11 protein-coding genes are annotated in these 13019 nt (G+C 47.9%); 8 read left to right on the top strand and 3 right to left on the bottom strand.

From position 1 onward, the window contains the following. The first annotated feature begins 60 nt into the window (after window positions 1-60). The 4 genes from agp to AC2A06_RS12360 all read left to right on the top strand — a co-directional run bounded on the left by agp (window position 61) and on the right by AC2A06_RS12360 (window position 5162). On the top strand, window positions 61-1290 hold the full coding sequence (gene agp / locus AC2A06_RS12375; protein WP_484380474.1) for a bifunctional glucose-1-phosphatase/inositol phosphatase: 1230 nt from the start codon (window positions 61-63) through the stop codon (window positions 1288-1290). A 132-nt stretch (window positions 1291-1422) separates the two neighbouring features. After that, window positions 1423-2070 carry a DNA oxidative demethylase AlkB gene (gene alkB, locus AC2A06_RS12370; protein WP_484380473.1) on the top strand — a complete coding sequence of 216 codons (648 nt, stop codon included), beginning with the start codon at window positions 1423-1425 and terminating at the stop codon, window positions 2068-2070. A gap of 664 nt (window positions 2071-2734) precedes the next feature. Continuing rightward, the gene (locus tag AC2A06_RS12365) at window positions 2735-3160 is read left to right on the top strand and encodes a hypothetical protein (protein WP_473195444.1); all 426 of its coding nucleotides are present in this window, start codon (window positions 2735-2737) and stop codon (window positions 3158-3160) included. A 1-nt stretch (window position 3161) separates the two neighbouring features. Next, on the top strand, window positions 3162-5162 hold the full coding sequence (locus AC2A06_RS12360) for an FKBP-type peptidyl-prolyl cis-trans isomerase N-terminal domain-containing protein (RefSeq protein WP_484380472.1): 2001 nt from the start codon (window positions 3162-3164) through the stop codon (window positions 5160-5162). A 100-nt stretch (window positions 5163-5262) separates the two neighbouring features. Here AC2A06_RS12360 and AC2A06_RS12355 read toward each other — a convergent pair whose 3' ends face one another. Both AC2A06_RS12355 and AC2A06_RS12350 read right to left on the bottom strand, forming a co-directional pair. Further along, window positions 5263-6720, bottom strand: a complete 1458-nt coding sequence (locus tag AC2A06_RS12355; RefSeq protein ID WP_484380471.1) for an AMP nucleosidase — start codon at window positions 6718-6720, stop codon at window positions 5263-5265. A 69-nt stretch (window positions 6721-6789) separates the two neighbouring features. After that, complete coding sequence (locus tag AC2A06_RS12350) at window positions 6790-7686, bottom strand: LysR family transcriptional regulator (RefSeq protein ID WP_484380470.1); 897 nt, start codon at window positions 7684-7686, stop codon at window positions 6790-6792. A 112-nt stretch (window positions 7687-7798) separates the two neighbouring features. Between AC2A06_RS12350 and AC2A06_RS12345 the strand changes: the two genes are divergently transcribed. Beyond that, window positions 7799-8089, top strand: a complete 291-nt coding sequence (locus tag AC2A06_RS12345; protein ID WP_484380469.1) for a putative quinol monooxygenase — start codon at window positions 7799-7801, stop codon at window positions 8087-8089. A 91-nt stretch (window positions 8090-8180) separates the two neighbouring features. Next, window positions 8181-9194: a zinc-dependent alcohol dehydrogenase family protein gene (locus AC2A06_RS12340; RefSeq protein WP_484380468.1), complete on the top strand. Its 1014-nt coding sequence runs from the start codon at window positions 8181-8183 to the stop codon at window positions 9192-9194. Window positions 9195-9311: 117 nt separating this feature from the next. On the opposite strand, the gene AC2A06_RS12335 is transcribed toward AC2A06_RS12340, so the two are convergent. Then, a complete protein-coding gene (locus AC2A06_RS12335; RefSeq protein WP_484380467.1) occupies window positions 9312-10709 on the bottom strand; it encodes an ABC-2 transporter permease in 1398 nt (465 codons plus the stop codon). A gap of 783 nt (window positions 10710-11492) precedes the next feature. On the opposite strand from AC2A06_RS12335, the gene tssB reads away from it, so the two are divergent. Together tssB and tssC are read left to right on the top strand one after the other, a co-directional pair. Further along, a complete protein-coding gene (gene tssB, locus AC2A06_RS12330; protein WP_023492511.1) occupies window positions 11493-11990 on the top strand; it encodes a type VI secretion system contractile sheath small subunit in 498 nt (165 codons plus the stop codon). A 36-nt stretch (window positions 11991-12026) separates the two neighbouring features. Next, window positions 12027-13019, top strand: a 993-nt coding sequence (gene tssC / locus AC2A06_RS12325) for a type VI secretion system contractile sheath large subunit (RefSeq protein WP_484380466.1), incomplete at its 3' end; no start/stop codon positions are given.

The raw sequence follows: 13019 nt of genomic DNA, 5'->3' as shown, positions 1-13019 counted from the left end.
CATCCCTTGCCGCCTACAAGCAACTCGAATTATTTAGTGTATATTTAGGGAGTCTCGCTAATGAAAAACAACCGTTTATTATTCTGCTTACCACTACTGTTTAGTGCCACCGTTGTTGCTGAAACTCACCATTATCAATTGGAACAGGTGCTGGTGATGAGCCGCCATAATTTACGTGCGCCGCTGGCGAACAATGGCAGCGTATTGGTGCAGTCCACCCCGAAAGCCTGGCCACAGTGGGATACTCCGGGCGGCTTGTTGACCACCAAAGGGGGCGTGCTGGAAGTGTATATGGGGCACTACTTTAATGCCTGGCTCAAGCAGGCAGGAGTATTGCCAGCAGAAGGTTGCCCGGCTAAAGAGAGCGTTTATGTTTATGCCAACAGTTTGCAACGTACCGTGGCGACCGCACAGTTCTTTACCAGCGGGGCCTTTCCAGGCTGTGATATCACCGTTCATCATCAAGATAAAATGGGCGAGATGGACCCCACCTTTAACCCGATTATTACTGATACCAGCGAAGCTTTTAATCAACAGGCGTTAAGTGCCATGAATGCCGCCCTGGCTTCACAAAAGTTGGACGCGTCCTATAAGCAGCTGGCAGAGATTATCGATTATCCGCACTCTACCGCCTGCACGCAGGATAAGCAGTGCGACCTGACGGCTGAACCGAGCAAAATGAGTGCGGTAGCGGGCAAAGAACCGGGGGTGTCCGGGCCATTGAAAGTAGGTAATTCATTGGTGGATGCCTTTATGCTGCAATACTACGAAGGTTTCCCCATCAAGGAGGTAGCTTGGGGCAAAGTCACCACGCCACAGCAGTGGCAGCAGTTAGCCAAATTGAAAGATGGCTATCAGGACTCGCTGTTCACCTCGCCGGTCGTGGCGCAGAACGTTGCTAAACCGCTACTCACCTATATTAACTCGGTGTTGATAGGGGAACGTAAATCCGATTCCCCCAAACTGACGCTGCTGGTGGGGCATGATTCCAATATTGCTTCACTGCTTTCGGCGATGAAATTCAAACCTTACCATTTACCGAATCAATATGAGAAAACCCCCATTGGCGGTAAATTGGTGTTTCAGCGTTGGCACGACGCTAAGGATAATCGTGATTTGTTGAAGATAGAGTATGTCTATCAATCTACCGAGCAACTGCGGGGCGCTACCCCGTTAACGCTGCAAAATCCACCACAGCGCGTCACCTTGGCGCTGGAAGGTTGCCCTATCGATAAACAAGGGTTCTGCGCCTGGAGTGATTTTGAAAAAACCATGAAGACAATGCTCTAGCCGTGGTCTGACGGGGCACAGGGTGCTGTGCCCTTTACCTGCATTTTAAGCAATCTGGTATATTATATTCTCCGCTTGCACTGCTTTGTGACATTGTCACAAAATTAATTCATTGGTAATGATAGGTAGGCAATGACGATCGACCTGTTTGAAGATGCACTTCCTCCCCCATGGCGTGAAGAAATCGCTCCCGGTGCGCTGGTGCTACATGGCTTTGCCCGCAACCACGGTGCCGAATTGCTGGCAGCGGTGAATAGTGTGGTGGATCAGGTACCCTGGCGGCATATGACGACGCCAGGGGGATTTACCATGTCGGTGGCGATGAGCTGGTGTGGTAACGGCTGGAATAGCGACAGCAATGGCTATGGTTATTCGCAACGGGACCCGGGTAGCGGAGAATGCTGGCCTGAAATCCCCGAAATCCTGATGGCACTGGCGGATGAAGCGGCGATGCAAGCGGGTTTTGGCCACTATGTGCCTGATGCCTGTTTATTTAATCGCTACGATCCTGGTAGTAAACTTTCATTGCATCAAGATAAAGATGAACGTGACTTTAGTGCACCGATTGTGTCGATATCGCTGGGGCTACCGGCCATTTTTCAGTTTGGTGGGTTGCAACGCAGTGACAAAACCAGACGTATTCCCCTCGCTCATGGCGATGTGGTGGTGTGGGGCGGGCTTTCACGCCTCTGTTTTCACGGTATTATGCCGGTGAAAGAGGGCTATCACTCGTTGGTGGGTTCACACCGCATCAATATCACTTTGCGCAAAGCGCTGTAATGGGGGAGAGGTTATAGGGGGAGCATGTTGTTTTTATCGCATCAAATATTTTCTCAGATGATGGCTCATTGATGCCATCACAAAAATTAATTTCTGCATCATAACAGGTCGAATGTAAAAAATATTATTTAGGAAAATTCTAACTATTAACTTGCTATATTCTGATTATCAAAATAACTATTGATGCCATCCTTAATGATTTATTATTCACTCGGTGAATTTATTATAAAAAATAGTAATTTCTCTGAATGGTTTAATGCTGGTAAAAATCCGCCAATTTTAATTTTATTTATTCTTTTATTTTTTAATTTATCAATAAAAATCATCATGTTAAGTTGATTCTATGAAGTTAATTAATTTGTTTTGGTGGATTTATAAAGTGGTATCGGTAAGGTTTAGTTGTTCACCTAAATAGAAATCCCTTAAAACACTAAGGGTTGCCGGAGTGAAAATATATCAGTATTATATTGCCGCAATGCGCTAAGCTAACTATCGATGTATCTAGGTAAAAATAATGTGAGTTGCAGGGCTAGTACAGTTTTAATCAGCCGTGTGATGTGTCGGCCCTATTTCAATGTGTCTCTAAGAAGGTTTCTCTTTGCCACGCCTGCTTAGATTTAACTGAATTAATTTTAAGTATGACCATTTTTAAAAGGTATTTTCCATGAGAAGCAGTCAACAGAAATTCTATTTAGGCGTGTTATGGTGCGGTATTTTGCTGTTGGCGGGCTGTCAGGCTACTGCAAAGAAAACCCATCAGCCGGAGACAGTGAACATACAGGCTCCGGTTAAATCCAACAGCGAGGTTGCCACCCCGAAAGTGGTTGAGGAACATAAAGCCAGCCAGATTGGCTTGTGTCAGAGTGAACTTGCCTCACTGAAGCAGATCAACCCGAAGGCTTATGCAGCCAAGCAAGCTCACTTCAATCGTTTGGTTAATAATGCCTCGCTCTATAACAGCGTGCGCGGTGAGGTCAACCCGGCGACCAAAGATACGATTGACGCCTTGTACAAATATAAGACCAATCAATTATGTGCCGATATTGCGCGCGAAGTGATGCAAGGCTTGATACAGAAGGGGGAGGGTTGATGTGAAACGCAGGATATATTGCGGTGTGTTGATGACATTGGCGCTGCCGCTGGGTGGTGTAAGGGCCGAGGGAACCGCGACGACCACCGCGGAGACATTGAACTTACTGGAAGTGCTTACCAATCAAGAGAGCAATTCACCTGAAGTCTTGCTTTTGATACCTTCACCCAGTGCTACGCAATACCCTGCAAGCAGCAAGCTTATCCCAGCAAATTCACCTGATGTATTAATTAAGCCCGCCAATGAAAGTACCCGAGGTGATATCCGAAAAATACAGGCGCTGCAGGATACTATTGGTCAGCTAAAGGGGAAAATCAGTAAGCAAGAAGTAGACCTGGAGGCATTGCGTAAAAAACCATCGCAGCAACAATCATTACTGCAACAACCATCACAGCAACAACCTCAGGCTTCTGAATACGCCAGCTTGAAGCAGGTATTATTGAAATTACCGCAGCAATGGTTGATACAACTCAGTAATAACAGTGACAAACAGCAGTTAATAAAACAGTCACAGCAAAATCAGCAGCAACTTGTGAGTTTACAAGAGCAATTGGCGGTACAGGCCAAACAGAATGAGCAAAAAACAGATAAAATTAAGCAATTACAGCAACAACTGGCGTTAACCGGTCAGGAACATTCGCAACAACGCCAGCAAGATCAACAAGCCAGCACACTCCTACAACAGCAGTTAGCGACCCAACGCCAAGATAACCAACAGCAAGCCGAACAGATTAAGCAGTTACAGCAACAACTGGCGTTAACCGGCCAGGAACATTCGCAACAACGCCAGCAAGATCAACAAGCCAGCACACTACTACAACAGCAGTTAGCGACCCAACGGCAAGATAACCAACAGCAAGCCGAACAGATAAAGCAGTTACAGCAACAACTGGCGTTAACCGGCCAGGAACATTCGCAACAACGCCAGCAAGATCAACAAGCCAGCACGCTGCTGCAACAGCAGTTAGTAGCCCAGCGCCAAGATAACCAACAGCAAGCTGAACAGATAAAGCAGTTACAGCAACAACTGGCGTTAACCGGCCAGGATAATGCCCGGCAATCTCAGCAATTGACACAACTGCAACAAGCTCAGCAGGAACTGACCCTATTACAGCAACAGTTAGCCGCGCAAACTAAGGAGAGTGAGCAGAAATCATTGCAGCTGGTGCAGTTGCAACAGGCACAACAAGCCAGCCAGCAGGAAAATGCGATGTTACAGGGGCAATTGGCTACGCAGAGCAAAGAGAATCAGCAGAAAACCGACTCTCTGAAACAACTCCAGCAAAAGTTGACTGATAGCGAGAAGCAACCAGCCAAGCTGGTGGTTGCTGCAATCAACCCAAAAAGTGAGCAGGAAAAACGCGATTATGCCATCGGCACCGCCTTGGGCAGTGACATTCTAATGTTACTGGATAGCAAAAAATCACAAGGGGTGGAGGTTAATCATCAATTGGCGCTGGCGGGTGTCACTGATGTGATCAATGGCCAGCCAAAATTGCCCCAAGAGCAGATTGTTACGGCTTTACAGGCCAGTGAAGTAGAACTGGATAATCAGTATAAAAAGATCAAACAACAGAATGAGCAGCAAGGCAGCCAATATATCAATAAGTTTAAAAAACAGCCGGGTGTCGTTAAGTCTGAACAAGGCTTTTATTATCGTATCAATTATGCTGGTGACCAGATATTTAGTGAGCAAGATACGGTGGTAGTGGTGGTGAAAGAGAGCCTGACGGATGGCAAAGTGATCAAAGATATGGAACTGACTGGCACCTCAATTTCACAACCTTTAAGCGACTATCCACCCTTGTTTCGTGAGGCAATGGGTAAGCTCAAGAATCATGGCAACATGACCCTGGTGGTGCCCCCTGAGCTGGCTTATGGTGATAACGGTTTTGCACCCGATATACCGCCAGCAGCGACCATGGTCTATAACCTACGGATCCTTGATGTGATAGCCGAATCGGCCAGTCAAACCAGCAATATTAATTTACCTAAGCAATAACAATTTACCTTAGCAATAACAACCTACCTCAATCAGGGGTTGGTCAGTAACCTGAAAGGGTAGGCCGGTATTGTCGGCTAGTTAAATCGCGATGGGGTGATCAGCGGAATGGAGGCTCATCGAAAGTGCGAAGCTTGCGGGAGTGCAGGCGCTCTCCTTCAGCCCTGAGCAGGTCGATGGCACAAATCCCAATCTGCAGATGTTCGGAGATCGCTCCTTCATAAAAACGGTTTGCCTGACCAGGTAACTTGATCTCACCATGCAATGGCTTATCCGATACGCATAACAATGTGCCGTAAGGTACCCGGAAACGGTATCCTTGCGCGGCGATGGTCGCACTTTCCATATCTACCGCCACGGCTCGGCTAAGGTTAAAGCGCCGTGCAGAAGCGGAATAACGTAGCTCCCAGTTACGGTCATCGGTAGTGACCACGGTACCGGTACGCAACCGCTGTTTGACCGCTTCCCCCGGCATACCACTCACTGTTTTGGTAGCATCAAACAGCGCACGTTGTACTTCAGCAATACTGGGGATCGGAATATCTGGCGGTAAAACCGAATCCAGAACATGGTCGTCACGCAGATAAGCATGTGCCAGCACATAATCACCGATTGACTGACTTTCCCGCAGACCACCACAGTGACCAATCATCAGCCAGGCATGTGGACGCAGTACCGCCAGATGGTCACAAATGGTTTTAGCATTTGAAGGGCCGACACCGATATTGACCAGAGTGATCCCTTGGCCATTGTTGGCAATCAGATGATAGGCGGGCATCTGGTGATTTTTCCAGGCCAAATCAGAGGCAGCTTGTTGCTGATTGAGGTTTTCTGCTGTCACATAGTGCCCCCCAGCACAGGACAAGGCATGGTACTGGCTGTCAGGATCGGCGATTTGGCTACAGGACCAACGGACGAATTCATCAACGTACCGGGTATAGTTGGTGAACAAGATAAAATGTTGAAAGTGCTCTACCGGCGTGCCGGTATAGTGGCGCAGGCGTGCGAGTGAAAAATCGGTGCGTAGCGCATCGAAATGGGAAAGGGGGAAATGCTTGGCAAAATGGAACAACCCATCAGCGGTTTCATCCCCGATCTGTGCCAGCTCAGTGGTAGGGAAGTGCTTGGCAAGGCTGGCGCTCATGCTCCTATCCAACAGCAGATTGGAACCATCGATCACATAGGGAAAGGGGATCTCCTGTTGTGAGGGCAGCACTTCAATGGTTGCGGTGTATTCACTTTCCAGCAAAGCAAGTTGCTCGGCTAAATAAGGGCGCAACAACTGCGGGCGAGTAATGGTGGTGGTGTATTTACCTGGTCGATTAAAGCGACCATAAGCCCGAGTTTTACTCGGGGTTGGCGGTTCCCCTTCCCAGTGGATGCGCAGCTCAGGGTAAGAAAACAGCCCATTATCCCGCGCCTGTGCTGTTGGCAAGGTACCATGGGCGATAAAATCCTTGATGGCTTCACGCAAGGCAGATACCGAAGCGTTGTACATCGCTTCGAGTTTGTCGAGGGCTTGCTCTGCCGTTAGCGTGGTTTCTGGCGGTGTGCTCATGGTGTCCCCTGGTTTTTGCAACATCTCAGCATAGTAAAAAGTACAGACAGTGTAGGTTAAGCAACAGATTCATACCATCAACAAGGGGTTTTGCTGGCAAAAGGTGGCTAGATGCTCAATTAGCGCGCGGACCCTGGCGGGAACATATTGTTGCTGGGACCATACAGCATAAATCTCACGTGAGGAGGTCTGCCACTCTGGTAATAGTTGAATAAGCTCCCCTCGTTGCAGTGGGTTATGACACAAACTTTCTGGGCAAAACAAGATCCCTAATCCCGCTAAGGCGGCTTGTAGTGCCAGATAGACACCGTTAACACAAAACTTCCCTTGAGGTTGCCAGCTTACCGATTCGCCGCTTTGGCGGTGCCGCATTGACCAAGTAGATAACGGGGTACTAATCAGCAGGTCGTGCTGCTTTAGCTCCTCTATTGATTCTGGGGTGCCATTTTTAGCCAGGTAACCGGGAGACGCCACCAGCAGGACTGCTTTGCTCTGCCCTAATTTCCGCATATTCAGTAATGAATCTGGTTGAGCGCCGACTCGGATCGCGAGATCTGCACCACTGCCGATTAAATCCTGCGTGTAATTATTCAATTCCAGTTCGAGCCGCACTTCTGGATATTGCGTCATAAATGATATCCAGGCTGGAGCCAAATTATCATTGGCTAAATCCGTTGGTGCCAATACGCGGATCAGCCCGCTAACTTCATGCAGTGTTACATCCAGCTTGGCGGTGGCTTGCTGCAGAGAATGTATCAGTGGTCGGCACAGCTCATAATATTGCCAGCCTTCGCGGGTCGGGGTCATCCGTCGCGCGCTACGATGCAACAGACGGCAACCCAAGTGCTGTTCTAACTTCTGCAAGCGACGGGTGAGCGTCGGGGCTGGCATAGAGGCCTTCTCTGCTGCTGCCCGCAAACTGCCCGCTTCAACTGTACTGACAAACAGTGCTAATTCATCCAACATGATTTCATATATGGAATTTAAGATTTAATTATTCAATCTAGTTTCATTAATCCGCCTTGTCTACAATTTCTCTTCGATTGCGATAAATGTTTTTTACCAGAGGAGAATGACCATGAACCACAATGCTGAAGCAACGGAGTTAATTAAATCCAAACCAGGCAAAGAGGCTGAACTGAAATCTGCCATTCTGGATTTAATCGAGGAAACAGTAAAAGAACCAGGATGTGAGCTTTTTAAGATTTTTCAACATGAGAGTAACCCGCAAGAGTTTACTCTCTGGGAAATTTTTACCGACCAGTCAGCGCTGCAGGAACATCTGGAAAAAAGTTACACCTTAAATTTCTTCGCTCTTGAGCTCACTGAATCCATTTCCGCCATTCATCACCGCCAATTGAGCCGGTAGTTGTTGGCGATAAAGCCAAGAGAGTGTTATGCACTTGTTAGCAATCTAATACACAGGGAAGTAGTGTATTTATCGCCATAGGTATACTCAGATGCAAAGCTATCGTTTCAAAGAATTTGGCAATCTTGAAGACTTAGGCCTTTATCAGGAGGACTTACCTGTGCCGCAGGCTCGGGAGGTGTTAATCCGGGTACGCGCAACTTCGCTGAATTATCGAGACTTGGCGATTATGAACGGCCAATACACCTTGCCGTCTAGCCCTGGACATATCCCATTATCAGATGCGGCGGGTGAAGTGATGCAAATTGGTGAACGTGTCGAACGCTTTAACGTTGGCGATCGGGTGGTGAATACTTTCATGCCTCGCTGGTTTGGCGGCTCTTTTCAGGCCTCGGCACGGGATGAACTTTATGGCAGTAATCGCGATGGTTGGCTTACTGAATATAAGGTGGTTAGCGAGGAGTCACTGTTACCCTTACCCGATTACCTCAGCTTTGAGCACGGGGCAACGCTGCCTTGTGCTGCAGTCACTGCTTGGTCAGCCCTTAACGGAGACCGGCCAATAAAAGCGGGGGAGACGGTATTAACCTTAGGTAGCGGTGGCGTTTCACTGTTTGCTATACAGTTAGCAAAAGCAATGGGTGCCCGGGTTATTGCCACTACCTCAAGTGAAAGTAAAGCCGCACAGTTACAGGCATTGGGCGCAGATGAAATCATTAACTATGTGCAACACCCAGCATGGAGTCAGGAAGTATTACGCTTAACGGCTGGGCAGGGGATTAACCGAGTGATCGAAGTCGGGGGACCCGGTACGCTAAATCAGTCAATCGATTCTATCTGTATTGGGGGGGAACTGGCGTTGGTCGGTTTTGTGGCTCATGATGCGCAGGCAATCAATTTCTTCAGCCTGTTCAAGAGTGGCGCACGCTTTCGGGTGATTAGTGTTGGTTCACGTGAGGATTTTGAACAAATGAATCGAGTACTGGTTCAACACAAAATTATCCCGGTCATTGATAGCGTTTTTCCATTTGCCGAAGCCAAACAAGCCTGGCAACGTTTTGCTTTACGCCAACACGTGGGGAAAATCGTTATCACTCATAGCTAAGTGCATGGGGGAAGGTGTTCCCCGTTGCCTTGAAGGGTAATATTGGTTTCTGGCTATGGCGGACCTACACGGTTAACCGAGAGTGTTCTTTAATCTCTGGTTTAAGGTGACAGAACTTTATTTTTCTACACCGCAAACTTCCTCAAGCCGTTGCTTACCATCAGTGAATAAATCCTCAACGTGGAGGTTAGATAGCGCTTCGCGGAGCTGCTTACAGGTTATGCCTGCGTTATGCAATGCACTGACCACGTGCGAACCCTTCTCCTCGGTATAAAACCCTTGAGCAAGCTGCGACGGCAACCAAGGGGCATGGCGCGCTAATATGTCGGACATCACGATCGTCAATACCTGCGGATCATCCCCAGCGTATTTTCTTGCTCGATAGATCGCTTTTTCCAACACCGGGTTTTTCCCGTCGCTATCTTTATAATCCGCCCACTGAATTACGTTGCGTTCAAGAATGGCTTGGACCACCGGACGTGGAGCATACTCAATCAGGTATTCCAATAGCGATTCAGAGTGATGGGCGGCTGGTTCCTCTTTAAAAATATCTGGAGTGGCGGCGATTTTATCCGCAACAGTTACCATACCCAGTAACGCTTCGGCCTGAATACGGTAAACGGGTTTTTCAGGGGGATGGTACCCCCATAAAAACTGAATAAGTTCCGCATTGCCTTCCGGTAGAATTCTGGCGTAAACCTCATTGCTCAGGAGCTCAGGCATCTTATCGAGGATAATTTTCGCGGTAGTTTTATACTGCTGTTTTTCTTCTTTCGTCGGTATATCAGAAAAGTAGAAATTCTGATCTAACGGATTTTCCTTGCGCAGAATGGCTCGGTTGCTTTGTGCCTGCTCATCACCACCATCCAACAACTCGCTAAACGCACGTAGTGCATTAAGATTGTGATGTTTTACCGTTATCGAGAAGATGGTGCCATCATAGGCATATGTCTGAAATGGGTCCGCGCCTCTGGCCAGCAATCCACGAAACGTGGCTTCAGGCATATCCCAGCTTGCGGCTTTGTGCAACATTTCCTGGCGGAATTTCGTATCTTCGAGTCGGCGATTAAATGCCTCACTACTTTGGTCGATATCACGTAGCTGGCGCATATCTCTGCCAGCCTGCAGGTCTTTATACAAATTTGGATTGAAGGCGTTAAAGAGGAAGATAAATAATACCAACGCTATGATATGGCCAAATAGTAGTCCGCAACCAACTGATTTCAGTGTTCTAAAAATGATTGCGCAAATAGCAACCCCTACCAGCATGGCTATAGAAGCAATGAGAAATGCGCTGACTGCCTCATAGACGTAGTAAAAATCTAGAACCCACCAAACGATCAGCGCGGCTAGAAATTGAGGTAAAATTAGCCATAGCAAAAGGATACGGCTTCCCGAATGACTGAAGGACATTGCCAGTAAAAATAGGGCCACCACTCCCATAATAAAGGGAGTCACCAACAGTATAAACATGATTAAAACATCAAACCCAGTAAAACTGATGGGAACAAGCATTACTAACATTCCTTATAACTTCGTGTTAAAAGACCCTGGTACCCGCAGATATCATAAATCACATTCTGTGTAAATTATCATGGAAAGGCGAACACGATAGCTAGAAGCCTTTTACTTTAGTTAAAAAGTACCTGACGGTTCCTTATTTGCAGACAACTTAGCGCGTCATTGGTGAGCCGATAGTTATGTAAAGGTCGTGCTTTCGATTCATTGAGAACTTTATAGATGTGGCACTGCTGATCGAAGACGGCAATATTGCCACAATAGGCGGAGAGGCACTAGTGAGGAACGCCATAGAACTCAGTGATACGTTGAGACATCTTGCACAAACAATCACTGGTCGGCAGCTTATTAAGAAAAAATGCCTATAGCACAACAATTTTTTCTGTGTTAATCGGCTACTGATTAATGCAGCTACAGCGCAAAGCATTGTTGGGATTCCCTGGGAGTCATACTAAGAAAAATCTTATAAATCATTGAAGTGAGGTATAATGCGCCCTGGTGGGGTTTGAAATATTTGCTTACAATTATCTTGTTTATTAATTTCCTTAATGCTTCTATGGTGGTGGCCATAGGTTTTTATCTGACCATTTTCCAGCCTCAGAAAAACTTATGATACACAGCGCTCTGCCCTTATCCTGTAATATGAATATGTTGGTTGGTGACCCTGTTGTTGTCTGCATCCGGTGATGCAAAAGGAAGTGGTTGTTTGGCAAGGGGGCCATGCCGGTTTATTTTCCGGGGCAGACCGTTCTTCATTCTCTTTGTTGAGCAGGGTTAGCTATGTCAAATTCCTTCCAAAATGAAATACCGAAAGCCAGGATCAACCTGAAATTAAACCTCCACACCGGAGGGGCGCAAAAGAAAACCGAATTACCGTTGAAATTGTTGGTGGCGGGTGACTTTAGTCATGGTCAAGAGACGGCCTCATTGTCTGAGCGCGAAAAGCAAAATATTAACAAAAATAATTTTAATAGCGTCCTACAGGATTTCTCACCTTCTGTCAATATTGCGGTGGAAAATACCTTGGCGGGGGATGGCAGTGAAGAAAATATCCGCCTGACCTTCCAGAACATGAAAGACTTTACCCCGGAACAGGTTGCTCGTCAAATCCCCCAACTCAAAGCCATGCTGGCGATGCGCAGTCTGCTGCGTGACCTCAAATCCAACCTGCTGGATAACCAGGCCTTCCGTAAAGAGCTGGAAAAGATCCTGCGTGACCCTGCCCTGAGCAATGAACTGCGTTCTGAACTGTCTGCCCTGGCGCCTCAACAGCCTTAACTGGCGAGCGGTTTTTAATGGATTAACACGAGAGAAATGCTAATGACTGTAAAACATGAAAATGCGACCGCGGGTGAAAGCGTGGTATTAGAGCGCCCAGCAGCAGGCGGTGTTTATGCCTCCCTGTTTGAAAAAATCAACCTGAGCCCGGTTTCCCACCTCAGTGCGCTGGACAGCTGGCAGGATGCACAGGCGATGTCTGATGCCACGGCCGATGAACGTTTGACCGCCGGGGTGCAGGTGTTCCTCGAGCGTTTGCGCCTGGCCGGCACCAAAGTGGAAAAACTGGATAAAACCCTGATTGACCACCATATCGCCGAACTGGACTTTCAGATCAGCCGCCAACTGGATGCGGTACTGCATCATGAAGAATTTCAGGCGGTAGAATCTTTGTGGCGTGGCGTCAAATCCCTGGTGGACAAGACCGATTTCCGCCAGAACGTGCGCATTGAACTGCTGGACTTGTCGAAGGAAGATTTGCGTCAGGATTTTGAAGATGCACCGGAGATTATCCAGACAGGGCTGTACAAGCACACGTATATCGATGAATACGATACGCCTGGTGGCGAGCCGATTGCTGCACTGATTTCTTCTTATGAATTCGATGCCTCGGCACAAGATGTGGCGCTGTTGCGTAACATCTCCAAAGTGTCAGCTGCGGCCCATATGCCGTTTATCGGTTCAGCCGGGCCCAAATTTTTCTTGAAAGACAATATGGCCGATGTTGCCGCCATCAAAGACATTGGCAACTATTTTGACCGCGCCGAGTACATCAAGTGGAAATCATTCCGCGAGACCGATGACTCCCGCTACATTGGTCTGGTGATGCCGCGTGTGCTGGGCCGCCTGCCGTATGGCCCGGATACCGTGCCGGTACGCAGCTTCAACTACGTGGAAGAGGTCAAAGGCCCGGACCATGACCGTTACCTGTGGACCAATGCCTCGTTTGCCTTTGCCGCCAACATGGTGCGCAGTTTTATCAACAATGGCTGGTGTGTGCAAATCCGTGGCCCGCAGGCCGGTGGTGCG

The organism is Serratia sp. HNCC26DJ244, assembly GCF_057180565.1.
This window is presented reverse-complemented; position numbering and strand designations above follow the sequence as displayed.

Bases quoted from the DNA above. Each gene is read 5' to 3' on its own strand.
- tssB (WP_023492511.1), top strand. From the start codon at position 11,493: ATGTCAAATTCCTTCCAAAATGAAATACCGAAAGCCAGGATCAACCTG.
- AC2A06_RS12355 (WP_484380471.1), bottom strand. From the start codon at position 6,720: ATGAGCACACCGCCAGAAACCACGCTAACGGCAGAGCAAGCCCTCGAC.
- AC2A06_RS12345 (WP_484380469.1), top strand. From the start codon at position 7,799: ATGAACCACAATGCTGAAGCAACGGAGTTAATTAAATCCAAACCAGGC.
- AC2A06_RS12350 (WP_484380470.1), bottom strand. From the start codon at position 7,686: ATGTTGGATGAATTAGCACTGTTTGTCAGTACAGTTGAAGCGGGCAGT.
- AC2A06_RS12335 (WP_484380467.1), bottom strand. From the start codon at position 10,709: ATGCTTGTTCCCATCAGTTTTACTGGGTTTGATGTTTTAATCATGTTT.
- alkB (WP_484380473.1), top strand. From the start codon at position 1,423: ATGACGATCGACCTGTTTGAAGATGCACTTCCTCCCCCATGGCGTGAA.
- agp (WP_484380474.1), top strand. From the start codon at position 61: ATGAAAAACAACCGTTTATTATTCTGCTTACCACTACTGTTTAGTGCC.
- AC2A06_RS12365 (WP_473195444.1), top strand. From the start codon at position 2,735: ATGAGAAGCAGTCAACAGAAATTCTATTTAGGCGTGTTATGGTGCGGT.
- AC2A06_RS12340 (WP_484380468.1), top strand. From the start codon at position 8,181: ATGCAAAGCTATCGTTTCAAAGAATTTGGCAATCTTGAAGACTTAGGC.